The 24989-nt window shown below is 59.7% G+C and carries 23 protein-coding genes and 1 pseudogene; 12 read left to right on the top strand and 12 right to left on the bottom strand.

What is annotated here, in order from left to right; all coding sequences use genetic code 11:
- Positions 1 to 181: 181 nt before the first annotated feature.
- The 4 genes from benA (at position 182) to PFLCHA0_RS19590 (ending at position 4080) form a co-directional block, all read left to right on the top strand.
- Positions 182 to 1546: a benzoate 1,2-dioxygenase large subunit gene (gene benA, locus PFLCHA0_RS19605; RefSeq protein WP_015636270.1), complete on the top strand. Its 1365-nt coding sequence runs from the start codon at positions 182 to 184 to the stop codon at positions 1544 to 1546.
- Positions 1543 to 2031: a benzoate 1,2-dioxygenase small subunit gene (gene benB, locus PFLCHA0_RS19600; RefSeq protein ID WP_015636269.1), complete on the top strand. Its 489-nt coding sequence runs from the start codon at positions 1543 to 1545 to the stop codon at positions 2029 to 2031. Before benA ends, benB begins: the two co-directional genes overlap by 4 nt.
- Positions 2032 to 2041: 10 nt before the next feature.
- Positions 2042 to 3055, top strand: a complete 1014-nt coding sequence (gene benC, locus PFLCHA0_RS19595) for a benzoate 1,2-dioxygenase electron transfer component BenC (protein WP_015636268.1) — start codon at positions 2042 to 2044, stop codon at positions 3053 to 3055.
- 251 nt (positions 3056 to 3306) lie between these two features.
- The gene (locus PFLCHA0_RS19590; RefSeq protein WP_015636267.1) at positions 3307 to 4080 is read left to right on the top strand and encodes a 1,6-dihydroxycyclohexa-2,4-diene-1-carboxylate dehydrogenase; all 774 of its coding nucleotides are present in this window, start codon (positions 3307 to 3309) and stop codon (positions 4078 to 4080) included.
- A 75-nt stretch (positions 4081 to 4155) separates the two neighbouring features.
- On the opposite strand, the gene PFLCHA0_RS19585 is transcribed toward PFLCHA0_RS19590, so the two are convergent.
- The 3 genes from PFLCHA0_RS19585 to PFLCHA0_RS19575 form a co-directional block, all read right to left on the bottom strand.
- Positions 4156 to 4698, bottom strand: coding sequence for a hypothetical protein (locus PFLCHA0_RS19585; protein ID WP_015636266.1), 543 nt, complete (start codon positions 4696 to 4698; stop codon positions 4156 to 4158).
- A gap of 190 nt (positions 4699 to 4888) precedes the next feature.
- Positions 4889 to 6271, bottom strand: a complete 1383-nt coding sequence (locus PFLCHA0_RS19580) for an ATP-binding protein (RefSeq protein WP_015636265.1) — start codon at positions 6269 to 6271, stop codon at positions 4889 to 4891.
- On the bottom strand, positions 6268 to 6930 hold the full coding sequence (locus tag PFLCHA0_RS19575; protein WP_016966833.1) for a response regulator: 663 nt from the start codon (positions 6928 to 6930) through the stop codon (positions 6268 to 6270). The genes PFLCHA0_RS19580 and PFLCHA0_RS19575 overlap by 4 nt, the downstream gene beginning before the upstream one ends.
- A 170-nt stretch (positions 6931 to 7100) precedes the next feature.
- On the opposite strand from PFLCHA0_RS19575, the gene PFLCHA0_RS19570 reads away from it, so the two are divergent.
- Genes PFLCHA0_RS19570 through PFLCHA0_RS19550 form a run of 5 tightly spaced genes read left to right on the top strand, consistent with a single transcriptional unit; the run spans position 7101 to position 11947 of the window.
- Positions 7101 to 7367 (top strand): PepSY domain-containing protein, encoded by a 267-nt coding sequence (locus PFLCHA0_RS19570; protein ID WP_041752407.1) that lies wholly within the window; start codon positions 7101 to 7103, stop codon positions 7365 to 7367.
- Positions 7367 to 7912 (top strand): cytochrome b/b6 domain-containing protein, encoded by a 546-nt coding sequence (locus PFLCHA0_RS19565; protein ID WP_041752405.1) that lies wholly within the window; start codon positions 7367 to 7369, stop codon positions 7910 to 7912. The genes PFLCHA0_RS19570 and PFLCHA0_RS19565 overlap by 1 nt, the downstream gene beginning before the upstream one ends.
- 45 nt (positions 7913 to 7957) lie before the next feature.
- Complete coding sequence (locus PFLCHA0_RS19560) at positions 7958 to 9253, top strand: sialidase family protein (RefSeq protein WP_015636262.1); 1296 nt, start codon at positions 7958 to 7960, stop codon at positions 9251 to 9253.
- Positions 9253 to 9864 carry a hypothetical protein gene (locus PFLCHA0_RS19555; protein WP_015636261.1) on the top strand — a complete coding sequence of 204 codons (612 nt, stop codon included), beginning with the start codon at positions 9253 to 9255 and terminating at the stop codon, positions 9862 to 9864. The genes PFLCHA0_RS19560 and PFLCHA0_RS19555 overlap by 1 nt, the downstream gene beginning before the upstream one ends.
- A 49-nt stretch (positions 9865 to 9913) precedes the next feature.
- Positions 9914 to 11947, top strand: coding sequence for an LTA synthase family protein (locus PFLCHA0_RS19550; RefSeq protein ID WP_015636260.1), 2034 nt, complete (start codon positions 9914 to 9916; stop codon positions 11945 to 11947).
- Positions 11948 to 12077: 130 nt separating this feature from the next.
- On the opposite strand, the gene PFLCHA0_RS31330 is transcribed toward PFLCHA0_RS19550, so the two are convergent.
- Positions 12078 to 12401, bottom strand: a complete 324-nt coding sequence (locus PFLCHA0_RS31330; RefSeq protein WP_015636259.1) for an HNH endonuclease — start codon at positions 12399 to 12401, stop codon at positions 12078 to 12080.
- Between the two features lie 174 nt (positions 12402 to 12575).
- Positions 12576 to 13337 (bottom strand): SDR family NAD(P)-dependent oxidoreductase, encoded by a 762-nt coding sequence (locus PFLCHA0_RS19540; protein WP_080644466.1) that lies wholly within the window; start codon positions 13335 to 13337, stop codon positions 12576 to 12578.
- Between the two features lie 448 nt (positions 13338 to 13785).
- On the opposite strand from PFLCHA0_RS19540, the pseudogene PFLCHA0_RS19535 reads away from it, so the two are divergent.
- Positions 13786 to 14262: pseudogene (locus PFLCHA0_RS19535) on the top strand (sulfatase); the annotation flags it as partial.
- A gap of 131 nt (positions 14263 to 14393) precedes the next feature.
- Here PFLCHA0_RS19535 and PFLCHA0_RS32000 read toward each other — a convergent pair.
- The 7 genes from PFLCHA0_RS32000 to PFLCHA0_RS19505 all read right to left on the bottom strand — a co-directional run bounded on the left by PFLCHA0_RS32000 (position 14394) and on the right by PFLCHA0_RS19505 (position 22990).
- Positions 14394 to 15161, bottom strand: a complete 768-nt coding sequence (locus PFLCHA0_RS32000) for an HNH endonuclease (RefSeq protein WP_015636256.1) — start codon at positions 15159 to 15161, stop codon at positions 14394 to 14396.
- 305 nt (positions 15162 to 15466) lie between these two features.
- The gene (locus tag PFLCHA0_RS19525) at positions 15467 to 15850 is read right to left on the bottom strand and encodes a DUF6124 family protein (protein WP_015636255.1); all 384 of its coding nucleotides are present in this window, start codon (positions 15848 to 15850) and stop codon (positions 15467 to 15469) included.
- A 442-nt stretch (positions 15851 to 16292) separates the two neighbouring features.
- Positions 16293 to 18167 (bottom strand): DUF2075 domain-containing protein, encoded by a 1875-nt coding sequence (locus PFLCHA0_RS19520; RefSeq protein ID WP_015636254.1) that lies wholly within the window; start codon positions 18165 to 18167, stop codon positions 16293 to 16295.
- 24 nt (positions 18168 to 18191) lie between these two features.
- Entirely contained in the window at positions 18192 to 18575 is a 384-nt protein-coding gene (locus PFLCHA0_RS19515) for a nucleotide pyrophosphohydrolase (RefSeq protein WP_015636253.1), read from the bottom strand.
- Positions 18576 to 19126: 551 nt separating this feature from the next.
- Positions 19127 to 20407 carry a Qat anti-phage system QueC-like protein QatC gene (gene qatC, locus PFLCHA0_RS31325; RefSeq protein ID WP_310793917.1) on the bottom strand — a complete coding sequence of 427 codons (1281 nt, stop codon included), beginning with the start codon at positions 20405 to 20407 and terminating at the stop codon, positions 19127 to 19129.
- A gap of 23 nt (positions 20408 to 20430) precedes the next feature.
- The gene (locus PFLCHA0_RS30930) at positions 20431 to 21138 is read right to left on the bottom strand and encodes a hypothetical protein (protein ID WP_230493573.1); all 708 of its coding nucleotides are present in this window, start codon (positions 21136 to 21138) and stop codon (positions 20431 to 20433) included.
- A 49-nt stretch (positions 21139 to 21187) separates the two neighbouring features.
- Positions 21188 to 22990 (bottom strand): KAP family P-loop NTPase fold protein, encoded by a 1803-nt coding sequence (locus PFLCHA0_RS19505; protein ID WP_015636251.1) that lies wholly within the window; start codon positions 22988 to 22990, stop codon positions 21188 to 21190.
- 310 nt (positions 22991 to 23300) lie between these two features.
- Here PFLCHA0_RS19505 and PFLCHA0_RS19500 point away from each other — a divergent pair, with 310 nt between their 5' ends.
- Positions 23301 to 24269, top strand: coding sequence for a hypothetical protein (locus PFLCHA0_RS19500; protein ID WP_015636250.1), 969 nt, complete (start codon positions 23301 to 23303; stop codon positions 24267 to 24269).
- Positions 24269 to 24955 carry a hypothetical protein gene (locus PFLCHA0_RS19495; protein ID WP_015636249.1) on the top strand — a complete coding sequence of 229 codons (687 nt, stop codon included), beginning with the start codon at positions 24269 to 24271 and terminating at the stop codon, positions 24953 to 24955. Before PFLCHA0_RS19500 ends, PFLCHA0_RS19495 begins: the two co-directional genes overlap by 1 nt.
- The last annotated feature ends 34 nt before the right edge of the window (positions 24956 to 24989 follow it).

Genomic DNA, 24989 nt, shown 5'->3' with positions numbered 1-24989 from the left:
AAGGGGTTGGCAGGCTCAGCGCCCCACCCAGGGGCCTCTTCGCCGGCAAGCCGGCTCCTACACAACCCACCGTCGGTGCTTTTGCAGAAAACGGATACAGGTCTGCACGCATTGGCTATTGCCCGTTCCAAGCCCGCCCTAGCATGGCCCTGCCTGAATAAAAACAATGGAGGCGGCGGCCATGTCCCTGCGACCCGAATACCTGCATTCCCTGCTTGAAGAAGACCCCGACCAGGGCGTCTACCGCTGCAAGCGGGAGATGTTCACCGACCCCCGGCTGTTCGACCTGGAGATGCAGCACATCTTCGAAGGCAACTGGCTGTACCTGGCCCACGACAGCCAGATCCCCAATCCCAACGACTACTACAGCACCACCATGGGCCGGCAATCGATCTTCATTGCCCGCAACAAGAACGGCGAGCTCAACGCCTTCATCAACGCCTGCAGCCATCGCGGCGCCATGCTTTGCCGGCACAAGACCGGCAACAAGGCCTCCTTCACCTGCCCGTTCCACGGCTGGACCTTCAACAACACCGGCAAGCTGCTCAAGGTCAAGGACCCGGCCGCCGCCGGCTACCCGGCCAGCTTCAACTGCGAAGGCTCCCACGACCTGACCCGCGTCGCGCGCTTCGAGTCCTACCGTGGCTTCCTGTTCGGCAGCCTCAACCCCGACGTGCTGCCGCTGGTGGAGCACCTGGGGGAGTCGGCGAAGATCATCGACATGATCGTCGACCAGTCCGCCGACGGCCTGGAAGTGCTGCGCGGCTCCTCCAGCTACATCTACGAAGGCAACTGGAAGCTCACCGCCGAGAACGGCGCCGACGGCTACCACGTCAGCTCGGTGCACTGGAACTACGCCGCCACCCAGAACCAGCGCAAGCAGCGCGAGGCCGGGGAAGACATCCGCACCATGAGCGCCGGCAGCTGGGCCAAGCAGGGCGGCGGTTTCTACTCCTTTGATAAGGGCCACATGCTGCTCTGGACCCGCTGGTCCAACCCCGAAGACCGCCCGCTCTACGAGCGCCGCGACGAGCTGGCCCGGGACTTTGGCCAGGCCCGCGCCGACTGGATGATCGAGAACTCGCGCAACCTGTGCCTGTATCCGAACCTCTACCTGATGGACCAGTTCAGCTCGCAGATCCGCATCGCCCGGCCGATCTCCGTGGACCGCACCGAAATCACCATCTACTGCATCGCCCCCAAGGGCGAGAGCGACGAAGCCCGGGCCCGGCGCATCCGCCAGTACGAAGACTTCTTCAACGTCAGCGGCATGGCCACCCCCGACGACCTGGAGGAATTCCGCTCCTGCCAGCTCGGCTACCAGGGCAGCACCACGGCCTGGAACGACATGTCCCGCGGCGCCGAGCATTGGGTCCAGGGCGCGGACGACGCAGCGAAAGAAATCGACCTGCAACCGATCCTCAGCGGGGTGCGCACCGAGGACGAAGGCCTGTTCGTGATGCAGCACAAGTACTGGCAGCAAACCCTGCTCGCGGCCCTGGAGCTTGAAGCCTCTCGCCGGATCGACGTGGAGGCCGTGCAATGACCATTTCCTACGACGTCGTGCGCGATTTCCTGTATCGCGAAGCTCGCTACCTGGACGACAAGGAGTGGGACAGCTGGCTGGAACTCTACGCCCCGGACGCCACCTTCTGGATGCCCTCCTGGGACGACAGCGACCAGTTGACCGAAGACCCGCAGCGGGAAATCTCGCTGATCTGGTACGGCAACCGCAGCGGCCTGGAAGACCGGGTGTTCCGCATCAAGACCGAGCGCTCCAGCGCCAGCATTCCCGACACCCGCACCTCCCACAACCTGAGCAATATCGAGCTGCTGGAGCAGGGCGACGGCCAGTGCAAGCTGCGCTTCAACTGGCACACCCTGAGCTTTCGTTACAAGACCGTGGACAGCTACTTCGGCTGCAGCTTCTACACCCTGGATGTGCGCGGCGAAAACCCGCTGATCCTGGCCAAGAAAGTCATCCTGAAGAACGATTACGTTCGCCAGGTCGTCGATATCTACCACCTCTGAGGCGACTGCCATGAGCCATCAAATCGCACTCAATTTCGAAGACGGCGTGACCCGCTTCGTCAACGCCAACCCGGGCGAAACCGTGGCCGACGCCGCCTACCGCCAGGGCATCAATATTCCCCTGGACTGCCGCGACGGCGCCTGCGGCACCTGCAAGTGCCTGGCCGAGGCGGGGCGCTACGAGCTGGGGGAGGACTACATCGAAGACGCGCTGAGCGCGGATGAGGCCGAGCAGGGGTTTGTCCTCACCTGCCAGATGCGCGCCTTGAGCGACTGTGTGGTACGGGTGCCGGCCTCGTCCCAGGTCTGCCGGGCCGGCCAGGCCACCTTCCAGGCCAGCATCAGCGCGGTGCGCCAGCTGTCCGACAGCACCATCGCCCTGTCGATCAAGGGCGAGGCCCTGAACCAGCTGGCGTTCCTGCCGGGGCAGTACGTCAACCTCGGCGTGCCTGGCAGCGAGCAGACCCGCGCCTATTCCTTCAGCTCCCTGCAGCGCGATGGCGAGGTCAGTTTCCTGATCCGCAATGTGCCCGGCGGCCTGATGAGCAGCTTCCTCACCAGTCTCGCCAAAGCCGGCGACAGCATGACCCTGGCCGGGCCCCTGGGCAGCTTCTACCTGCGGGACATCCGCCGACCCTTGCTGTTGCTGGCCGGTGGCACCGGGCTGGCGCCGTTCACCGCGATGCTGGAGAAGATTGCCGAGCAGGGCAGTGAGCACCCGTTGCATTTGATCTACGGCGTGACCAACGACTTCGACCTGGTGGAACTGGAGCGCCTGGAAGACTTTGCCGCGCGTATCCCGCAGTTCAGCTTCAGCGCCTGCGTGGCCAACCCCGAAAGCCAGTACCCGCGCAAGGGCTACGTGACCCAGCACATCGAACCGGCGCACCTCAACCAGGGCGATGTGGACGTCTACCTGTGCGGGCCGCCGCCAATGGTGGAGGCGGTGAGCCAGTTCATCCGCGAACAGGGCATCGCCCCGGCGAATTTCTACTACGAGAAGTTCGCCGCCAGCGCCGCCTGAAGAGCGCCCCGCCGCTGTAGGAGCTGGCTTGCCAGCGAAGGCGTCCACAAGGGCGTGCAAGGCTCGAGGGCCTCTTCGCCGGCAAGCCGGCTCCTACGGAATCCCACACGGCAAGGCATAACGTTGTAGGAGCTGGCTTGCCAGCGAAGGCGTCCACAAGAGCGCTGCTAGGCTCAAGGGCCTCTTCGCCGGCAAGCCGGCTCCTACGTCGGGTGGTGTTCTCCCTATCTTTTTGCATTTACGAGGTTTCCATGAACCGTTTCCACAACCAAGTCGCCCTGGTCACCGGCGCCGCCCAGGGCATCGGCCGTCGCGTTGCCGAACGCCTGGCCGAAGAGGGCGCCCGCGTGGTGCTGGTGGACCGCTCGGAACTGGTCTTCGAACTGGCCGCTGAACTCGACCCCCGCTACCCGATCCTGGCCCTCACCGCCGACCTGGAGCAGTACAGCGAATGCAGCCGCATCATGGCCGCCGCCATCGACCACTTCGGCCGCCTCGACATCCTCATCAACAACGTCGGCGGCACCATCTGGGCCAAGCCTTTCGAGCACTACGAGCCGGCGCAGATCGAAGCCGAAGTGCGCCGCTCATTGTTCCCCACCTTGTGGTGCTGCCACGCCGCCTTGCCGCAGATGCTGGAGCAGGGCCGCGGCGCCATCGTCAATGTTTCCTCCATCGCCACCCGCAGCCTCAACCGCGTACCCTACGGCGCGGCCAAGGGCGGCATCAACGCACTCACTGCGTGCCTGGCGTTTGAAACCGCCGGCCGCGGCGTGCGGGTCAACGCCACCGCTCCCGGCGGCACCGAGGCACCGCCGCGGCGCATTCCGCGCAACAGCGCCGAGCCCAGTACCGAAGAGCAGGCCTGGTACCAGCAGATCGTCGACCAGACCCTGGATAGCAGCCTGATGCACCGCTACGGCAGCGTTGACGAGCAGGCGGCGGCGATCCTGTTCCTGGCCTCCGACGAAGCCTCCTACATCACCGGCACGGTGCTGCCGGTGGGCGGCGGCGATCAGGGCTGAACGAGGGGCGAACTGGACGCCCCTACCTGTGGCTGGCCACGGCGGTGCTTATGCAGCTGGCCAGCCCGATGGCCTCTATGGCTGCGGTGGAATGGGGTAGGGCAAGGTGATCGGCGGTGCATCCTGCAGTTGCCGCGAAGACTGCGCCATCAGATAACCGATGATCTGCGCCGAGCTCAGCTCGATATGCAACATATCTTGATCGCCAAACCACTCGTTGGGCCAGAAGATCAGGTCCGAGGCATTGGCCTCGGGGAAGTTGGTTTCCAGCAGGCTCAGGGCGTAGTCCGTATCAGATTCCGTGCCTTCGCACTGGCAGATGAAATCCGCCAGGGCGCAGGCCTCGGCGAAGCTCAGGTCGTCAACGTAGCGCTCCTGATGAAAGGCCGTGCGCAGAAAGTTCGCCGCGCTGGTATGGCTGTGCATATCGCGAAATTCGTGGAACTCGAAAGGCCGGCCGGCGTGGCTGTTCCACTGCTGGATCAGTGCATTGATCTCGGGGCTTTCCCGTTCCTGGTTGTCCCAGATGCGGTCGAGGATCTGCTTCAGCAAGCCCTTCATCAGCGCACGTATTTTCGGCGTGGCGGGTGTTGGTTTCAGCCGTTCCGGCATGGCCATGGGTGTCTCCCTGATTGTCATTTCGTTTGTAAGAGTCGGCTGCCGACGAAGGCGATCTTACGGACGCTTTCGCCGGCAAGCCGGCTCCTACGGGGGCGTGCTTGTGTAGGCGCTGGCTTGCCAGCGAATACGCCCGCAAGGCCGCCCCCATTCCCGAGCGGCGCACAGGATAGGCCCTTCGCGCCGCCGACTAAAGCGCCGGTCCCAGCAACAACAATGCACACAGCCCGCCCTCAGGCCGATTGCGCAACTCCAGGCGACCGCCGATCTTGCTGACGATCATCTGCACGATTGCCAGCCCCAGCCCGGCGCCATTGGCGTTGCCCTGGCTGTAGAAGCGCTCCAGCAAACGCTCGCGCTGCTGCTCGTCGATACCCGGCCCCGCATCTTCCACACACAGGTGCATCGCGCCGTCCGCCTGGGGCCGCAGGCCGACCCGTACCTCGCTGCCCGCTGGGGCAAAGTTCAGGGCGTTGGTCACCAGGTTCTGCAGGGCGATGGCCAGGGCCACCGGGTCGGTAGCGATCAGGCAGCCTTCGTCGCCTTCCAGCACCAGTTCGACGTCTTTCTCCAGGGCCAGGGGCGTCAGTTCCGCCAGCTCTTCGCGCACCAGGGCGCTGAGGTCGATGCGGCTCAGACGCGGGCTGTTCAGCTGCGGTTCGATGCGGGCCATGGTCAGCAACTGGCTGCCGATGCGGGTGGCGCGGTCGACGCCGCTCACCAGAAAATCCAGGGCTTCCCGGCGCTGCTCCGGGTTGCCGGCACTCTGGGCGTTCTGCGCATGAATCCGCAGGATCGCCAGGGGCGTGCGCAGTTCATGGGCAGCGTCGGCGATAAAGCGCCGCTCGCGCTCCAGCAGGCTGTCTATCTGGGCCAACAACTGGTTGAGGGCGGTCTGCATTGGCTCCAGGTCCTGGGGCAGGGGCTTGAGCCCGAGCGGCTGCAAGGTGTCGCTGCTGCGTCCGCGAATGGCCCGGGCCATGGCCCGCAGCGGCGCCAGGCCCCAGCCGATGGTCAGCCAGATCAGCAACGCCAGCAGCGGCACGCCGATCAGGGTCGGCCACAGGGTATGGCGCACGATGCGCTGGATCAGGTCCTGGCGGATGTCATCGCGCTCGCCAACCCAGATCAGCAAGCCCTGCTGTGGGTCGGCCAGCAGGAAGGCGCACCAGTCCTTGCCGTTTTCCAGGATGTCGTGGGCCCCCAGGGTGGTGGGCGGCGCCTCCAGCAGCGGGGCCTCGGCGGAGCGCATCAGCAACTGGCCATCGTCGCGCCAGACCTGGAAGGTCAGGCGGGTTTCATAAGGGTGGGCCGCGCCTGCCACGCCGACCCGGCTCATGGCCTGGTCGAAGGCCTGGTGCAGGCGCTCCCAGTCCGCCGCGTCCGGCTTTTGAGCCGGGTCGCGCTGGCGCAGCACCCCTTGCAGCAGGCGCGCGCTCTGGGCCAGCTGGGCGTCGTAGACCTCTTCGATTTCGTGGTGGCTGTCGCGCAGCACCAGCCAGCTGATCAGCAAATCCCCCAGCAGCACCAGGACCAGGACCGGTAGCAGAATCCGCGTGCGCACCGAGTTCATGGCTTGAGCGCCAGCACGTAACCGACGCCGCGCACAGTGCGGATCAGCTCGCTGCAGAGCTTCTTGCGCAGGTTATGGATCAGCACTTCCAGGGTGTTGCTCTCGACCCGGTCCTGCCAGCCGTACAGCGCCCGGGACAGGCGCTCGCGGGTCACCACCTTGCCCGGGCGCACCATCAGCTGGTGCAGCAACTGGTATTCCATGGGCGTCAGCACCACCTCGGCGTCGTGGTACTGCACCTGCTGGTTGGCCGGGTCGAGGCGGATACCGGCGTGTTCCAGCAGCGGCTGGGCACGACCCTGGCTGCGGCGCAGCAGGGCGCGGACCCGGGCCTTGAATTCCTCGACATCGAAGGGCTTGACCAGGTAGTCGTCGGCCCCGGCATCCAGCCCGGCGATGCGTTCGGCGGTGCCGTCGCGGGCGGTGAGGATCAGCACTGGCAGGTCCTGCTGGGCGGCGCGCAATTGCTGCAACAACTCCAGGCCGTCGAGCCGCGGCAGGCCCAGGTCCAACAGCAACAGGTCGAAGCTTTCGGTGCGCAGGGCGTGCAGGGCGCTGGCACCGTCCTGCAGCCAGTCCAGGGTGTAGCCTTCGGCGCTCAGGGCCACGCGGATGCCCTGGCCGAGGGCACGATCATCTTCGACAAGCAGCAGGCGCATGGGCGGTTCTCGGTCGGGCGAGGGGGCAGGGAAGGGGCGCATGATGACGCCGGCCAGGGTCCGTCGGCAGGGGTTTTTAGCGGGGAAAATGTTACCGCGCGTTGCCAACTAAGCTTTCACTAAGCTTGGTTTTGCACAGTGGAATCTCCCCCATCACCGGAGCGTTTTCCATGCGCAAGATCCTCCTGCTGTCCCTGGTTCTCGCCAGCCCCCTGGCCCTCGCCGGCCCGCAATGCACCACCGCCGAACGCTCGCAATGGCAGGATCAGAAGGCCTTTCAGGAACAGCTCAAGGCCCAGGGCTACCAGATCAGCAAGTTCAAGGTCACCGACGGCAACTGCTACGAGATCTACGGCTTCGACAAGGACAAGCGCAAGGTCGAGATCTACCACGACCCGGTCACCGGCAAGGCGGTGAAGACCGAGATCAAAGGCTGATGCCGCACGCTTCCCTGCGGCTGTGGGACCCGCTGGTGCGACTGTTTCACCTGTCCATCGCCGGGGTCTTTATCGGCAACTACTTCTTCAATGAAGCCGGTGACGACTGGCACGTCTGGCTCGGCTACTACGCCATGGCCTGGCTGCTGTTGCGCACAGTCTGGGGATTTGTCGGGCCGCCCAGTGCGCGCTGGTCCGACTTCTGGCCGACCCGGGCCCGGCTGGCGCGGCACCTGCGCTCGTTGCTGGCCGGGCGTCCCGAGCATCGCCTGGGGCATTCGCCCCTCGGGGCTTTGGTGATGTTGCTGATGCTGCTGGCCCTGTTGCTGATCGGCATCAGCGGTTTCCTGATGCAAGAGGTCGATGCCCTGTGGGGCGCCGACTGGCCGCTGCAAGTGCATGAGACCAGCGCCGATGTGCTGCTGGGGCTGGTGCTGCTGCACCTGTGCGCGGCGATTTTTGAAAGCCTGCAGGTGCGCGACAATCTGCCGTTGTCGATGCTCACCGGCCGCCGCCGGCCCTTGCCGGGCAGTGATAAGCGCTAATGGTTTTTCCCTTGTTCCCACCCTGTATTTGCCACGGGCTCTTGTATGCGTGCGCTGTCCTTTCGCCTGATCTTCCTCTGCGGCAGCCTGCTGTTGGCCGTCGTCTTTATCGCCGCCTGGCGCAGCCATCCGCCTCACCAACTGGCGCCGTTCGCCCAGGCCGCCGTCGGCAGCGATGCGGCTAAAGCCAACAGCACGCCGCAATACAACAGCCGCTTCGTCTCTTCGGACCTGGATGACTTCGTGCATTCCTCCTCGGTGACCGCCTTGCCCGGCGGCGACCTGATGGCCGTGTGGTTCGCCGGCTCCCGGGAAGGCGCCGCCGACGTCCAGGTGCGCAGCGCACGCTTTGACGCCCAGAGCGGCGAGTGGGGCGCCGAGCAAGTACTGGCCACCCGCGAATCGACCCGTGACGGCACCGGGCGCTATATCCGCAAGCTCGGCAACCCGGTGATCGCCCTGGGCCCGGACCAGCGCCTGTGGATGTTCTACGTCTCGGTGTCGGTGGGCGGCTGGGCCACCAGCGCCATCAACCTGATGGTTTCCGATGACCTGGGGCGCAGTTGGTCGGCGCCGCGGCAACTGATTACCTCGCCGTTCTTCAACATCAGCACCCTGGTGCGCGCCGCGCCGGTGTTCCATGCCGACGGCGCGATCGGCCTGCCGGTGTACCACGAGTTCATGGGCAAGTTCGCCGAGTACCTGTACCTGAGCGCCGACGGCGCGGTGATCGACAAATTCCGCATCAGCCGTGGCAAGCACTCCCTGCAACCGACCATCGTGCCCCTGGACGAACGCCGCGCCGTGGCCATGCTGCGCTACGCCGGCGACACCCACCACAAGGTCCTGGCCAGCCGCACCGAAGACGCCGGGCAGACCTGGAGCGAGCCCTATCCGCTGCAACCGTCCAACCCCAACTCATCGCTGGCGGCGGTGGGCACCGACGACCAGGGCCTGCTGGTGGCCCTCAACGACCTGCAGGACGGACGCTTCAAACTCAGCCTGTACGGCACCGATGCCGGCCTCAGCCAATGGCGGCCCCTGGTGGAACTGGACCAGTCCCCCGATCCCCTGGGCCAGCCGTTTTCCCACGAGGCCTACAAGGACATCATCGGCGAAGGCTTTCGTGCCTCCAGCGGCGCCCGGCGTCTGCCCCTGGAACAGCGCTTCCTGAGCAACCTCGACTACCGGGTGTGCAAGCCCCAGGGCTGCGACTTCGAGTACGAATACCCCTACTTCAGCCGCGGGGCGGACGGCCTGTACCACCTGGTCTATTCCTGGAACAACACCTTTATCAAGCACGTCAGCTTCAACGCGGCGTGGCTGGCGGAGCGCTTGTGATGCTGTCGCTATGGCAAGCACACCTGAGTTTTATCCTCCTGGGCTTCGTGCTGCTCGGCAGCCTGCGCCTGACCGCGCCCTGGCGGCCCTGGCTGCTGCCCGTGCTGGCCCTGGTCAGCTTTATTCCACTGAACCAGCTGCCGCTGGCGGCCTATGTGCGCAGCTTCACCGATGACCTGGCCATCAGCACCCTGGTGCTGCTGGGCTGGGTCAGCCTGCGGCACTTGGGGGTGATTGCGCCCTTGCCAGCCAAACACCGAGTGCAGGTTTTGCTGCTGTTTATCGGCCTGACCCTGAGCCTGTACCCCGCGACCCTGGGCCTGACCTACCTCGACCCCTACCGCTGGGGCTACAACCCACGGCCGATGATCGTGCTGATGGGCCTGGCGGCGCTGGTGCTGCTGTGGCAGCGCAACCTGCTGGGGGTACTGATGCTGGCGGCCGGGACCCTGGCCTTTGCCCTGCGTCTGAAGCCTTCGGAAAACTACTGGGACTACCTGCTGGACCCGCTGCTGGCGGGCTACTGCCTGATCGCCGGCAGCGGCGCGCTGCTGCTGTGGCTGTGGCGCCGCTTTGCCCTGCGCAGCCGCGGGCAGCCCCTTGCCGGGTAAACCAACAGGCCGCGCCGCGGCCTTCGACAACACCACACAGAGGTCAATGATGGGCGGGTTGCAATCACGCCGCCTGCGCTACGGCGTGGGCGCAATTGGGCTGGTATTCGGCTTGCTGGCACTGCTGCGGCTGCTGTTCGCCGTGGGGTTTTCCGGAGTGGACCTGAGTGCCGCCGACCAGCGCGAGGCCATTCTGCAGACCCTCGGCATCGGTCTGCGCTTCGACCTGCGCCTGACCCTGCTGCTACTGCTGCCCCTGGCCCTGCTGGCCTGGCTGCCGCGCTGGAACCTGCTGCGGCTGCCAACTTTGCGCTGGCTGGCCCGGGCCTACCTGCTGCTTGTACTGGGCGGGGTAGGGCTGCTGTACATCATCGACTTCGGCCACTACGCCTACCTCGGCGTGCGCATCAACGCCACCGTGCTGCGCTACCTGGACGACGCACAGATCTCCCGGCAAATGCTCTGGGAAAGCTACCCGGTGCTGTGGATCGTCCTCGCCTGGGGCAGCGCCCTGGCCCTGTGCTGCTACGCCTTGCTGCGCCTGGAACGCCGGACCCTCGACCGCCCGGCGCAACCCCTGGGCCGCTGGTCCCTGGCCAGCGTCAGCGTCCTGGGCATCGCCGCCGTGTTCCTCGGCCTGCTGGGCCGGGTAGAAAACCTCAACCTGGAAAACCCCGTCCCCCTGCGCTGGAGCGACGCCTACTTCTCCGGCAACAGCCAGATCGCCGCCCTGGGCCTGAACCCCGTGCTGTTCTTCTACGACACCCTCAAGGCCGGCGAGGCCCAGTACGACGAAGCCCAGGTGCGCCAACATTACCCGGCCCTGGCCCGCTACCTCGGCGTCGACCACCCGGACCCGCAGCGCCTGAGCTTCACCCGCCAACAAGGCGTGCAGCCGTACCGCATCGACCGCCCACGGCCGCCCAACGTCATCTTCGTCATGCTCGAATCCCTCGGCACCAGCGCCGTGGGCGCCTACGGCAACCCGCTCAACCCCACCCCCAACCTCGACCGCCTGGCCCGCCAGAGCTGGTTCTTCAAACACTTCTACGTCCCGGTCACCGGCACCGCCAAAACCGTTTGGGCCAGCATCACCGGCGTGCCCGACGTCACCCGCCAAGAGACCGCCACCCGCCAGCCCCTGATCACCCGCCAACACAGCCTGATCAACGCCTTCAGCGACTACCACAAGCTCTACCTGATCGGCGGCAACGCCGGCTGGGCCAACATCAACGGCCTGATCCGCCAGAGCATCGACAACGTGCGCCTGTACGACGAAAGCCACTGGCAATCGCCCCAGGTGGACGTCTGGGGCATCTCCGACCTTGACCTGTTCAAGGAAAGCGACCGCCTGCTGCGCGCCATCCCCCAGGACCAGCCGTTCTTCGCCTACCTGCAAACTTCCGGCAACCACCGCCCGTTCACCATCCCCAAGGACAACGACGGCTTCCAAGCCCAGGACCTGCCCCTGGAACAAGTCCAGGCCGCGGGTTCCCGCAGCCTGGCGCAATACAACGCCGTGCGCCTGCTGGACTTCAACATCGGCCGCCTAATGGAGATCGCCAAAGCGGGCGGCTACTACGACAACACGATTTTCGTGTTCTTCGGCGACCACAACACCCGCATCAGCCAGATCCCCCACATGGCCCCCGCCTTTGAACAGCTAGGGCTGGAAAGCAACAACGTACCGCTGCTGATCCATGCCCCGGGGATGTTGCAGCCCAGAGTGATCGAAGCAGCCGTCGGCCTCGCCGACCTGCTACCCACCGTAGCCGGCATGGCCGGGATGCCCTTCACCAATGGCGCCATGGGGCGGGATATTCAACAGCCTGCACCGGAAGGGGAGCGGGTGGTGCCGTTGGTGTTGAGGGAAGGAACCTTCCCGGTGATTGGCGGTGTGACCAAGGATTTTTTGTTGCAGATGCAACACGACGGCAGTGGTGCGACCTTGCATGATTTAGCGTCGAGCACCCCGCGTGAGGATGGGGCGCAGGAGCATCCGCAGGAGTTTGAGAGGTTGCTGGAGTTGACGCGGGGGATGCATGAGGGGGCGCGGTTGATGCTTTATCGGAATGTGCGGTGACACCGCGTAGTCATCGGTTGACGCCAGCCCGTGTAGGAGCTGGCTTGCCAGCGAAGGTGGCCGAAAGATCGCCACCAAACTGTCCAACCAGCCACTCTGACCCCTAAACCAGGGAGTCACAACATCACATTTACGTCTGCTTCAGATTGGCCTGATACCGCTCCTTCACTTCAGCCACGCTCAGCCACTTGCGTTGCGAATGCACCACCCGATGGCAATTGGCACACAACAACGCCAAATCGGCGAGCTTAGTTTTGTCACCCGGCTGCAGCGTGTGCAGAGGTTTAGTGTGGTGGACGTCAATCACCCCCTCCACATCTGCACCATAGGTTTGGCTGAAGTTAAAACCACACGCCTCACACTGCAGCGCTCCATGTTGCTTCAGCGCCTCTTCCTTTTTGCGCTTAACGATTCTCTTGTCTCTTTCCCGTACCCGATGCACCCGGGTGAGCACTTTGCCTTCCTCTGCCTCGAAGAGGCCCGGGTCATCCGCCGCACTTAAATCGATAGGGTATCCGCCCGCCGGTGTCCTCTAGCCCGCTCTGAAAACTATGATGTCCATCCTTTGGGCGAGTCGGTGAAACAGAGTGACTCGTCTACTCACCTGCTACACCGGAGCACGCTAAACCTAGGTCAGATTCAACCCGCCGTCTGAGAGGAGTATCTCGCCGGTCAAGTAGTCCGACTCGACCAGCATTACAACAGCTTTTGCGATGTCGTCTGGGCTAGCGGCCCTGCGCATAGGGGCGCGAGTTCGCCATAGCTCTTGGGCACCCGTCCACTCTGCGGTCATAGGCGTGTCGACCAAGCCAGGCGCCACAGCGTTTACGCGAATATCTGGCCCCAGGGATAACGCGAGCAAGCGGGTCATGTGATTAAGCGCGGCTTTACTGACCGCATAGGGAATCGATGCACCTTTAGGACGAATACCGGCATGGGAACTGATATTTACGACGCAACCTGCTCGACGGTAACGGGCGGCATCGCGCAATGCCGACTCGGCCAAAGTGACGAGGTGGAACGGCGCCACGACATTCACCTCGTTAAGTTCGTGCCACACCGTCGAGTTGGCCGAGGCAAGGTCGCCGTGGGGAATCACTTTGCTAATACCGGCGTTATTGACCAATACGTCGAGCTGCCCCCACGCGGCGATCGCCTCGTTAATAAGCCTGACCCTGTCAGCTTCGACAGCAAGATCAGCCTGCACGTAAATCGCCTGCTGCATTTCGGCAGCCATAGCGCGTCCCGTATCCGCAGAGTTTCGCGAATGGAGCACCACCGCATAGCCTGCCTGGCTTAGTACACGTGCAATGGCTGCGCCGATACCGGAAGTGGATCCTGTAACCAAGGCGACGCGTAATACGTTATCGATTGTCGGATTGGGGTTCATATGGATTTCTCTAATGGGTTGCTGGAAAGCCAGCACCGGAGCACCAAGCGAGCAACGTCGGCGTCAGGCAGTCACGATGGGCAGGTATCCATCTTCAAATCAGGTTGGCGCTTACCGGGTAAACCGTCGCGGTGAAGGAGATACCGGTTCAGGGCAAGAACGAGCTCGTCGCGGCTCCAAACAGGGTTGGATTGATTGCGGGTAGGTGCAGGGGGCATGCGGGAGCTATCCGTAGGTTTCCCGATTCGCTGTACGACACAGCGTAAGAGGCCGTAAGGATATTCTTTTCCCAACTAGTTTGGGAGTTCAGTAGTGAGTAGGAAAGGGAGGCGAGCAGGGGAGGGACGGGATGCTCTCACTACGCGGCCACGGGTGTGGCAGATCATTGAGAGTGCTTAAGCAATATCGAGTACCACAAGCTCTACCTGATCGGCGGCAACGCCGGCTGGGCGGCCACAACACCCGTATCAGCCAGATCCCCCACATGGCCCCCGCCTTTGAACAGCTAGGGCTGGAAAGCAACAACGTACCGCTGCTGATCCATGCCCCGGGGATGTTGCAGCCCAAGGTGATCGTAGAAGCCGTCGGCCTCGCCGACCTGCTGCCCACCGTAGCCGGCATGGCCGGGATGCCCTTCACCAATGGCGCCATGGGGCGGGACATTCAGCAGCCAGCGCCGGAGGGGGAGCGGGTGGTGCCGCTGGTATTGAGGGAAGGGACCTTTCCGGTGATTGGCGGCGTGACCAAGGACTTTTTGTTGCAGATGCAGCACGACGGTAGTGGCGCGACGTTGCATGACCTAGCGTCAAACACACCGCGTGAGGATGTGGCGCAGGAGCATCCGCGGGAGTTTGAACGGTTGCTGGAGTTGACCCGGGGGATGCATGAGGTGGCGCGGTTGATGCTTTATCGGAATGTTCGCTGACACCGCACAGCCATCGGTTGACGCCAGCCCGTGTAGGAGCTGGCTTGCCAGCGAAGGCGGCCGCAAGATCGCCACCAAACTGTCCAACCAGCCACTCTGACCCCCTAAACCAGGGAGTCACAACATCACATTTACGTCTGCTTCAGATTGGCCTGATACCGCTCTTTCACTTCAGCCACACTCAGCCACTTACGTTGCGAATGCACCACCCGATGGCAATTGGCACACAACAACGCCAAATCAGCGAGCTTAGTTTTGTCACCCGGCTGGAGCGTGTGCAGAGGTTTAGTGTGGTGGACGTCAATCACCCCCTCCACATCTGCACCATAGGTTTGGCTGAAGTTAAAACCACACGCCTCACACTGCAGTGCCCCATGCTGCTTCAGTGCCTCTTCCTTTTTGCGCTTAACGATTTTCTTGTCTCTTTCCCGTACCCGATGCACCCGAGTGAGCACTTTGCCTTCCTCTGCTTCGAAGAAGCCCGGGTCATCCGCTGCACTTAAATCGATAGGGCTAGCTGGAATCGTCTGAACGTTGGCATTGATCGCCGCCACAACCTCAGCAAGACGCTCCGGGTCATTGGCAAATTCCAGCCACACCAACTGCTCATCCTTATTGCCTTTTGCAAGCCCCGTACGCCCATTGTTGGTGTAGCTCGGGTCCCAACGCCGGAAGTTGTTGAGCTTCATGCACACACCGTTGGCATTGCGAAAGCTCTGATTCTTGCTCACCCCGGTGGCATTGCCGATGAGATTAAGAGACTGCGATAACGCCAAAACATCCGGATGATTCACACCGGGTAAACCGTTGCGGTGAAGGAGGTACAAGTTCAGGGCAAGAACGAGCTCGTCGCGGCTCCAAGCAGGGTTGGATTGATTGCTGATAGGTGCAGAGGTCATGCGGGGGGCTATCCGTAGGTTTCCCGATTCGCTGTACGAAACAGCGTAAGAGGCCGTAAGGATATTCTTTTCGCAACTGGTTTGGGAGTTCAGTAGTGAATATGAAAGGGGACGTAGCAGGGGAGGGACGCGTTGCCTCTCACCACGTGTCTATGGCCGTGGCTGGGCAGTGAGAGAGCTTAAGCAATATCGAAGGGCTACAGCATCTGTAGGAGCTGGCTTGCCAGCGAAAGCGACCTAACAGAAACGGGACAAATCAGTCTTCACCCCGTTTCCATATTTTTCGGACCTGAGTATCTAGTCGATTACCGAGGCTGCGCTGGTTTATTGGCATCTAGCAACGAATCCACCACCGCTCTAGCCATCTCCACCGAATGGATCATCGACCAAATCAACCCACGCTCCACACCGCTGGCGCGCTCGGTAATTTCATCGCTGACCTGTACCGCACAGTCCAGCAGCAACGACACATGCACCAACGCTTCTTCGGCATTGATGCCGGGGCGGACACTAAACATGGATTGATGACCTACGGACGTAGACACGGTGTCTTTCAGGTTGTTGAGGATCGAGGTTTCAGCGCTATGCGCCGCCAAGGCCAAGCGAATGCGCTGGGTGTCGATATCGTGTTCGGGGATTCTGAATTGTCCAGGTAAGGACAGGGGGGGATCGGGAACGAGCTTTTTCATGGTGCATCTCCAATGTGAATGGAGCTGCCAGCTATCGCTGCTAAACGAAGGAGTGGCAGCTGTACGCAGGTTAGCAGACCGGTCACATTGGAAACCGGCGCACCCGAAGGTGCCCTGCGCACAGCCACCATAAAGAGCAGAAGAAAAATCTGCCGATAGGTGACGTCGATGCGCCCAATGTGATGTTTCGAGCTGCTAAACCCGATCACTGATATGCAGTGATGAACCGAGCCTAGCCAGCCGAAGTATCAGGCGCAAGCGGGTTGGATTCTCTAGGAAAAGTCGCTCAATAGAAAGGGACTAGCCTTACAAGGAGCTGTGAACTGAGTAGGGAATATGGCACCTGAAGAGTAGAGATGAAGGTGGTTAGTCTTCGTTAGCCATCCAGTGATGGCAGGATTGAGTACGTCATCACTGGTAGAGGAAACGTGACTAATGACACCTACAAAGCTGACTCGCCTTCTGCCAGTCGGTTGGCAAAATATTGCGCCGTCTCTGGGTCGGTACAGTACAAGTAGCAGCCCTTCATTCCTCGGGTCATCAAGGTCCGGTAGGTGTTCTTGATGATGAGATCAGTCTCTTGCTGTGCGAAGTCGGGTTGTTCCTTCATCAGCCTTTTCCAACCACGAATCGTCTTGTCGTATTTGTCTCGCGCTTTGGGGGATGTCACTACTTTTCCATCGCGCACGATCAAATCTGGCCCGATGATCACACCGATATAATCCACCTCTAATCCTTGGCAGGTGTGAATACAGCCGACCTGATCCACGGATTTATCCGCGATGATCCACAGACTGCCGTCTTGATCCAGGTTCCATTGGCGGGCGTAGTGTTCACCGATTTCAATGTCTTTGGCTTTAGGGTCTTTCTTGCTGCTCCATGGCCAGCAGTAACCTGCGACGACACGCGCCTTGTTTCCGTGGTTCTTTTGTTCGATTGCCTCATGCATTGCTTGTGGCGAGTCGAACACTTTGAACTCGTACTCACTGGCATCGAGTATTGGGTTCGCGGTTTTGCGAATGCCCAGCACGTCATCTAGCCATGCCAAGTAACCATCGGAGCCACTGCAACGGAACTGGGAAGACAAGGTGTATTCCTCCACCGTTGCCCCTCGGGCCTCAGCAAACTCTCGGATTGCTTGTTTGCTGCCAATATCCTTAAGGGTTACGCGTTGATCCTCGTCGATAAAGAACACTGAGCATTTAGCGGACCCAATTAGTTCTTTGATCTGGTTTTCACCCTCGTTGCCATAAAAGCCGCTTTTCTCATTCAGCCTGTGGGCTTCATCAATGATCAGCGCGTCGTAAAAGTCAGGCTTGATATCGGTATAGGCCCCCGAGCCGGAGAACAGACTGGAGAACTTGGTGGGCTTGACAGTGCCGACCAGTTTCTTCTCGTACACGGCACGTGGGGCGGCATTTTTTGAGACATACCTGCTCATCAGGCGTAAGGCCGTGAGCCTGACCAACAGGTTGATGGCTACTACTGTCTTTCCGGTACCAGGGCCACCCTCAATGATCAGCACCTTCGGAGCATCGGCAGAGGCCTCTGCGACCGCCGCAAGTACTGACTCGAAGACGGTCTTTTGATCATCAATCAGAACGAACTCAGGCTTGCCTTCCATTAGCCCAGTTAGAGCTTCAGCCAAAGCTTTGGAGGGGCGGCTCTTACCGCTAGAAAGCTCGTAAAGAACGTCTTGGTTGTCGCCGTAATAGATGTGCTGTTTGAGGAAACTTCTCAGTTTCGTCAACTCGTCAGGACCTTTTAGGAACAAAGGTGCCTTGCTGGTATAGGCGTCGTAGTGAGCCGAGTTGATAACACCATCGCTGACATAGTTATGCAGGTAAGCGCATGGGTGTACTTTGATGCCTTGGTCATAGACGGCTTCATTGAAGCCTTCCAGCAAAGTGGCGTAAGACCACACCTGATAGGAAGGATGAATGGTTTCAACATGACTGCCACCCAGCGCGGTTTTTACGATCGCATCTTTACTGGTGGCGCTGGCTTTGCTCCATTGCTTCAGTTCCACCAACACGGCATTTTTACCCTGGTGCTGGTCGTGGCCTGTCAGCAAGAAATCGATACGTTTCATGGATTGCGGAATATGTAGCTCAATGGCTACTCCGGCATCCTCCGGCAGGTCCTTGTCTCTTAGGACCTTGGCCATGTAAGTGAGCGATCCCTGCCAAGATCGGATCTCTGAAGCCGCCACTTTCTTGCCAGTGGCCTCTTTGAAGTGCTTGAGGATCACCTCTTCAATATCGTTGTTGTCGCAAACGTCGAGGAATTGTTGTTTGGTCGCCGAGTAAACGATCACAAGTGGTCCTTAGAGCCCAGGGGGTCAGAGTTGGTCGTACTTCTTGCTGGTGCTTTTGGCTTTGTCGACGGGGTACTTCTGGCCGTTCAACGCGAGTTTGTTTGTCACCGCCTCGTTTAGATCGACGCCCAGCACCGTGCTTAATCGCACGAGGTACATGAGTACGTCGGCCAATTCATCTTTCACGGCTTGAGCGGTTTCTGGACGCATGGCTGCATCCTTGGCGTCGGCTTCGCTCATCCACTGGAAAATTTCGCAGAGCTCACCGGTTTCACCGGTTAGAGCTAGGAGCAGGTTTTTGGGGGAGTGGAATTGCTGCCAGTCGCGATCGTCTGCGAAGCGCTGCAGCGCTTCTGCAAGACGGGTGGTGTTGAGCAGTGGGGCAGGGGAGTCAACAGCGGTGTCCACGATCTCGCCTCTTGGTTGACCACAGCAGGCATGAAGGGGAGCCGTGTGGGAATTCGAAGAGATGATTGTAGGAGTTTTCGGTTTTATGGGAAGAAAATTTGAGGGGAAATAGTGGCATCTGGTAAAGCGAGTGGTCCCAACTGTTCATCGTTTTGAGTGGGCTCTGTTTTTGTAGGCCTATTTTGAATGATCGATTTTTGAGTTGGCTTTTGCTCTTTATGGGTAGGCAACAGACGAGTCTGTTGAAAAAAGTCCACTCTGATTTACACAGAAGAAAAGCAAGCTCCTAAGATTGAGGTCCTGAATATGTGCAGATACTTTCGGACTCGGATTTTACTTAGGAGCTTACTAAAACGTCGTTTCCAGCGATTTATTTCTTACCAGTTTATAAAACGATTTTCGACAGGTTCGGCCAATAGTGGGCTTTCGGCATCGTGCGCTTAAGTTGCAACGCAACAGGTCAAAATCGCCAGCAACCGGTCTTTCGACCCACCGAGGCTCAGGAAGCCTATCTTGTAGCGCTAGATATTTGAATGAGAAACGCCCCGGCCTCAAAGAAGGTTGAGGCTTGCCAAATACGTCCCTACCTCTTTCATTCCTCTTGTTGCCACGGCCACCAAATCATCCCTAGCTTGACGCCCCGAAGGCAGCGGTCCTGCCTGGGGAACCCATCTTGCAGCATCAGCATGTGGCAATCTTCTAGAGGCAAGAATCATAGCCATTAGGTCATCCCGTGCTTTGCTGTCGTTCATCACTGAACTCAGATCTTGCCCTCTTCCGTACTGGGTGGTATCAGTCATGCCTGCTGCATGGAACGATGCCCTACGTATTATGCATGGGACGCATTTGCCACACTGAACATGAGTCCTCTTCCATTTGCCACACGAGACGGTCTCTGATACCAGAAGATTGAGAGAATTTTGGTCTAGGCACTCAATCAGCATCTCCCCCTTTGTTTTCAGTGAATAAGGATTTATGACCTTCACAGGGAGACCAACGGTATCTAAAACCTGTTGGAAGAGCCGGAGGAAATGAGGGTGAGTAGTTCGTGTACTCAGCGCACCTATTCGTCTTCGTGTCATTGGAGGGTTGAGCGCGATTAAGCCGTTTTCAGGAACGAAAAGCTCAACAGGCGGGCCAGCCACGCGGAGCTGAGCTAGGGTCGCACCAACAAGAGTGCCGTACGCAAGGAAATTAAAACTGCGGGTACGCATTTGCACATCAGTCTGTGTTCCCAGCCAGGAGATCGGGTGCGCAACCGCAGCGAATCTCGATACATTCACAGGGAGTTGGTCGCGAATTGATATCTGCTTTTCTGAGTCACCTCGGTAGGAATGGCTGATCAAAAGAGGACGACGACCTTTGGCTAAAAGATCAAGTGCACCGATACCGCTATCCATCCCTCCCGAAAAAAGGCTAACGCAATCATGACCTGCCATGACAGTGATATGCCCACGCTTCTGTGCTGGCAACTGACGTGGCCCATCTGGCATCAATGTGATTTCCCAAATATCTCCGCTCAGAAAATGCAAAGCTTTCTGAAGAGTCGGGACGGCAGGATTCCAAAGGTCCGGGTCTGCTATTGGAATCGATAAACGTAGAACCCGTGCCCACCCATCATCCGACTCTGCTTTATCGACAAAGGTGTCAGCGGCGGTGACCGCCATAGCAATGGTTAACAGATCGAATCCAGCTCTACTAACTGGCGCACCCAGCCGCCGAACCGCATCTCTGACCGGCCCCCCGATGGAGCATGTTCCTCGAGCCGGAGGCCGCGCTCCGTACATGAGCACTGGTATTAAGCCATTTGATGGAGGGGGTAGCAGATGCATTTCATGTTGAAAAATAAGGGTTGTCACTGTTCGTAGCTCTCCCACTCACTCCAAACTTCCTTAATTACTAAAAGCTGGACCTGTTCAACGCGGACAGAGGTAAATGATTTCAAATCTCCACTCAGTAAAGGCCGCATATGCTTGTCAGTGACCGACTCAACCAACGAATGTAGATCCTTCTCCGCTTGCTCCACTTGACCTGCTGAGTTTGTTTTCGCGAATGCATCATTCGAATCCAAAACGACTTGGCTGAATACACAATTCGTCACGTAAACCAACATCATTTGGACAAGCATTTCATCCGTGATGCTAGAAAAGTCGAATTCGTCGTACCCCTGAAGGCATTCTGAGAGCGCTTCATTCATTGCTACGCGAACACGGTCAGAGTCGCCATCCTCAGTTGCCAGAACTTCGACAATAGCGCTGATTGCTAAATCGGTGTCCTGGCCATTGAGTGTTGCCAAATCCAGTCCTGGTATCGATTGACCTTCCCGAAAAGCGGCCATTGCTCCAAAGAGCGCTCCCCCGGCCCCAGCCATAGATCCAAATCTTGCCGCGCCGATCGCGCTACCACCGGTTGCTGCACCTGCATAGCTGCTTACGGCCGATCGAAGATATTCACGGTCGCCACTGGCGACAAACTTTCCCAGGTTAGTGCGGAAGTCCTTGAAGCGCTGCGGAGGTGCCTCAGGTATTGGCGGTTGACCATCAGTGTCAACCCATCCAGGCACGTAGGGAGAATTTCCCCCTGGCCCCTTACTCGATGTCGACGTCCCCATATCATTTCAACTCTTTCTGTTTGAACCACTTAGCACCACGCACCTTTGCGCTGAGCCATGGCTTGAGTTTGCCGGGCATTACCGTGTGGATGAAGTCAGAAAGGACACTTCCCGCATCAGACGAGTTTTCTGCAAGCAACTGCGCGCCCTCGAAACCTGGGGCCCTTACAGACCAATCAGAATGCGACCGCATTGACTCAATTAGCTGGGCCATGACAAGACTTCGTTCTGATGCCGGAATAGTCTTTATGGCTGATATAGCCGCGGGAGAGGACGTGTTGATTGTTCGCTTTAAGATCCCAAGGGCGTTTGCAGCATCCGCCGATAGGCCCGCGCGTAGCACTCGCAACGGCGTCGTTTCTCTGCTCAAGTAAACAATTGGGCGAAGATCGATTGGAGCAAGTGAGGGCTCCAACGTAAGCCACTCACGCAATAACTCACTCTTCTCTTTCCACACATCAGGGCATGCTGCTTTGAACTTTTCTGGATCCTCTAGAAGAGCTTCGAGCACCGCTATGATCTCCGGCTTGCCACCAGCTGCGATATTGATGACGGAGTACAAATGTGCAATCGCCTTTTCTTCCATGCATCGCTCGAAGAGAGCGATCTTTGCTATGAGGGCTTCGTTGACAGGCATTTTCCGGACTTTGGCAACGCGAGACCGCATTCGGATCACATTGAGCATCCGTTTAACTATTCGAGGATTTCCGGAAACTGAGGTCGACGTCGCAAGCATTGATGCGATGCGATCAGCTATTGGGAAAGCCTCGGCGACCTCTGCGGGCGGGTTTACGCCCATGAGGCTTAATGCTTTCTCTGTGCTAATGGGCTCATCCTTCCAAGCCTCACGAAGGTTTGCCTCAAGACCTGTTCTTAGACGCTCAAAGCTTTCGGAGTCTGCTTGACCGCCAGCAGATGCAAAGAGCAGAAATAGATATGCCCTTACCTCTTGAACGCCCAACTTAGGTACCCGGACCGGAACTTGGATCAACTTGTCTAGGTAGTCAGTTACATGCCTATCACCTGGATCTTTGAAGTGCTGACTGACCGAGTGCCGAACCATGTCCTCGTCAGCAGCAACCACGAAAGCTGTGTGCCCCATGAAGAGGAAAAGCCGTAGTGCCTCTAGAGTGTGAATAGTCTGGGCCGGCAGGCATCGATCCAAATTATCTACGAATACAACTAGCGTCTTGTTCAGTCCCTCCAATACATCGGCAAACTCCGCCCTGAAGGCTGCTATTTGCTTAGGGGGAGTGCTTTGCTTTTCGTCTGCTAACAAATCCGTGAAATGTGCTTTTGCCTTAGCTCCATCTTCTCTCAAGACAGACACGGCATTAGCGTCGACTTCGCCGGAAAACAAGTTTCCGATGGCGTCCATGCTCTTTGCACCAAGCCCAAAAGCAGGCACACCAGCAGCGAGTGCGCCGCCCTCAGCCATCAGGCCCAGCAACCGCATTTTCCTGACTCGGGAGAACAGTTTCTTAGCTTTTTCGAAGAGGGTTTCGGATGACCTAGTGGCATCCATTAAGGTGGATGCGATCACCTCCATGAGTGCTGCACGCGAATCATCGAATCCTTGATACAACCATGCGTCGAAGCGAACGACAACGAAGTCAGTGTGGTCCTCAATTGGATTCAGCCCGTCTTCGATTAGGTTCAAAAGCGTCGATTTACCAGTGCCCCAGGATCCAAATACCCCAACGGTTACTGGCCTCATGTTGGGATCACGTATTACATCGATAACGAGATCTGCGACCTCGGAATAGTTAAGAAAATCTTGCTTTGTGTCGACGTCAGCCCACATCGAGGCCTCCCTGCCAGCGTTTTTATGAAAAGGTAAACGAATGCGCCATAAGTTGCAGTGCGATCAATCAATTCGGCTCCCATCATTCGCCAAAAAACGAAGGTGCGCCACTGTTTTGGAATCACTCATGCTGGGACTGTCTGGCTATAGGCATTGAGGAAAAAACCATTTCTATTTTCTGAGGTATGGCGTATGGCTAGGGAGTTTCGGGACAGCTAATGGCGCCGCTGTAGGAATCCGCTTCTTTACGCGTAAATCAAAATGTTTTTGCTATCCTGCGCCCCTTTTCCCCACCGCAAGGAGCGCAGGCATGACCCAGCCCATTGGCAGCAGTTCACAAACAAGGGCTGGCCAACAGCGTCACCTGCCACACCTCCTTTTGCGCCTGACCGCAGCGCTCTTGCTCGGCCTCGGGCTAATCACTCCAACCGCCCAAGCCAACCCCACCACCACCTACCGCGGCACCCTCGGCGACACTCCGGTTGAACTGGCGCTCACCTACGACTCCCAATACGGCGGCGGTATGTCCGGCTATTGGTTTTCCGAGTCCGAGCGCCTGCCGATGGCGTTGGAGTCCACCCCTTTCCATCCTGGCTCCGCGCTGTTGATCAACATCATGGACAACCCGACCCTGCCCGCAACGGCGGTGTCGTTGCAGCCGTTCGCCGAGGGGGCGCAGGCGTTGCAGGGCAGTCTGGTGGATTTGCGCACGGGCACGCAGCAGCCGTTGCAGTTGCAGCGGGTGATGCGCTTTGGCGACAGTCAGCGGGAGGCGTTTGAGGGGGAGTTGTTGCAGCCGGTGTTCGATCGGGATTTCTATTTCAGTGTGCATGCCGCGCGCAAGGCCGGGGAGGAGGTGGCGCAGGTGGACAGTATTCGAGTCATGAGCCGCACCACCGGGCGGCGGGTGCAGGAGATCAGTGGGCAGTGGTGCATGTCGTCGGTCGGTACCAGGACGCTGACTTTCGGGCATTTCCAGGCCGAGGCGCGGATTGATTTTCAGGCCCAGGGCTATCGCCTGGCGGAGTCGGATGGCCGGCTGTGGTGCTCGCCCACTCAGTACTACCTGTACAACCGTGAGCGCCGGGAATACCGGCGCCATCCGCAGTTGGAGCAGTTCGCGGTGGAGGGGGATCTGCGCTTTTCCCCCGGTGGCCAGATGGAGTTCAGCAAGCAGGACTTCATCAATTACGACCAGCGCACTCGGCGTTGGGATTATTACCGGGTGATCAGCCCTGATCGGCTGGAATATCTGTCGTCGGGCGAGGAGCGTTTCTGATGCGTGGGTTTGATGTTGCTCGGGGGCTGGCGGTGCTGGTGTTGGCGCTGTGGCTGTTGCCGGCGCAGGCGTCCCACGGGGTGTATGAGGGCACGGTGGGCAAGCAGGCGGTTGTCTTGACCCTGGGCAGCCAGAATGCGGTCTACCAGGGCACCTATGCCTATCAGCGCTATCGCACGCCGATCCGCCTCAAGCCGACCTTCAGCTACAGCAACAAGACGCTGGCCATGGATGAGCTGGACGAGCAGGGCTTGCCGGTGGCGCGTCTGCAGTTCAATGACTTGCTGAACTCCCGCCAGCAGGAGCAGGTGCGCGGCACCTGGACCAGTTATCGCACGGGCAAGACCTTGCCCATTGCGCTGAAGCTGGTGGGCCTGGTGGATTCGGATCGCTCGTGGCCGCAGCCGGTCACCACGCTGCTGCAAAGTGCTTCCACCAAGCGCTGGTATTTCCAGGTGCCGATGCCGGGCAATGATCAGCGGATCACGACGGTGGAGGTGATGGACAAGGCCAATGGCAAGTTGCTGCAGAGCCTGGCGGTTGCGGCGCCGGGGTGTCGCAACCTGGGGGTGGATACCTTGCAGGTGCAGGCTGAGGGGGAGCAATTGCGGATCGGCTTTCAGGACTGCACGTTGCCGGGGTTTGCGTGGAATACGGGCAGTGGGCGCTTTGAGCCGTTGCCCTGAGGCAGGGGATGGAAGCGCTGGGTAACAGAACAAG

It is taken from the genome of Pseudomonas protegens CHA0 (assembly GCF_000397205.1).
Classification (GTDB): domain Bacteria; phylum Pseudomonadota; class Gammaproteobacteria; order Pseudomonadales; family Pseudomonadaceae; genus Aquipseudomonas; species Aquipseudomonas protegens.
Note: the sequence above shows the minus strand (reverse complement) of the source record. Positions and strands in the feature narration are given on the sequence as shown.

Excerpts from the sequence above, each read along its gene's own strand:
- benA (WP_015636270.1), top strand. The coding sequence starts at position 182 with ATGTCCCTGCGACCCGAATACCTGCATTCCCTGCTTGAAGAAGACCCC.
- benB (WP_015636269.1), top strand. The coding sequence starts at position 1,543 with ATGACCATTTCCTACGACGTCGTGCGCGATTTCCTGTATCGCGAAGCT.
- benC (WP_015636268.1), top strand. The coding sequence starts at position 2,042 with ATGAGCCATCAAATCGCACTCAATTTCGAAGACGGCGTGACCCGCTTC.
- PFLCHA0_RS19590 (WP_015636267.1), top strand. The coding sequence starts at position 3,307 with ATGAACCGTTTCCACAACCAAGTCGCCCTGGTCACCGGCGCCGCCCAG.
- PFLCHA0_RS19585 (WP_015636266.1), bottom strand. The coding sequence starts at position 4,698 with ATGGCCATGCCGGAACGGCTGAAACCAACACCCGCCACGCCGAAAATA.
- PFLCHA0_RS19580 (WP_015636265.1), bottom strand. The coding sequence starts at position 6,271 with ATGAACTCGGTGCGCACGCGGATTCTGCTACCGGTCCTGGTCCTGGTG.
- PFLCHA0_RS19575 (WP_016966833.1), bottom strand. The coding sequence starts at position 6,930 with ATGCGCCTGCTGCTTGTCGAAGATGATCGTGCCCTCGGCCAGGGCATC.
- PFLCHA0_RS19570 (WP_041752407.1), top strand. The coding sequence starts at position 7,101 with ATGCGCAAGATCCTCCTGCTGTCCCTGGTTCTCGCCAGCCCCCTGGCC.
- PFLCHA0_RS19565 (WP_041752405.1), top strand. The coding sequence starts at position 7,367 with ATGCCGCACGCTTCCCTGCGGCTGTGGGACCCGCTGGTGCGACTGTTT.
- PFLCHA0_RS19560 (WP_015636262.1), top strand. The coding sequence starts at position 7,958 with ATGCGTGCGCTGTCCTTTCGCCTGATCTTCCTCTGCGGCAGCCTGCTG.
- PFLCHA0_RS19555 (WP_015636261.1), top strand. The coding sequence starts at position 9,253 with ATGCTGTCGCTATGGCAAGCACACCTGAGTTTTATCCTCCTGGGCTTC.
- PFLCHA0_RS19550 (WP_015636260.1), top strand. The coding sequence starts at position 9,914 with ATGGGCGGGTTGCAATCACGCCGCCTGCGCTACGGCGTGGGCGCAATT.
- PFLCHA0_RS19540 (WP_080644466.1), bottom strand. The coding sequence starts at position 13,337 with ATGAACCCCAATCCGACAATCGATAACGTATTACGCGTCGCCTTGGTT.
- PFLCHA0_RS32000 (WP_015636256.1), bottom strand. The coding sequence starts at position 15,161 with ATGACCTCTGCACCTATCAGCAATCAATCCAACCCTGCTTGGAGCCGC.
- PFLCHA0_RS19525 (WP_015636255.1), bottom strand. The coding sequence starts at position 15,850 with ATGAAAAAGCTCGTTCCCGATCCCCCCCTGTCCTTACCTGGACAATTC.
- qatC (WP_310793917.1), bottom strand. The coding sequence starts at position 20,407 with ATGCATCTGCTACCCCCTCCATCAAATGGCTTAATACCAGTGCTCATG.
- PFLCHA0_RS19505 (WP_015636251.1), bottom strand. The coding sequence starts at position 22,990 with ATGTGGGCTGACGTCGACACAAAGCAAGATTTTCTTAACTATTCCGAG.
- PFLCHA0_RS19500 (WP_015636250.1), top strand. The coding sequence starts at position 23,301 with ATGACCCAGCCCATTGGCAGCAGTTCACAAACAAGGGCTGGCCAACAG.
- PFLCHA0_RS19495 (WP_015636249.1), top strand. The coding sequence starts at position 24,269 with ATGCGTGGGTTTGATGTTGCTCGGGGGCTGGCGGTGCTGGTGTTGGCG.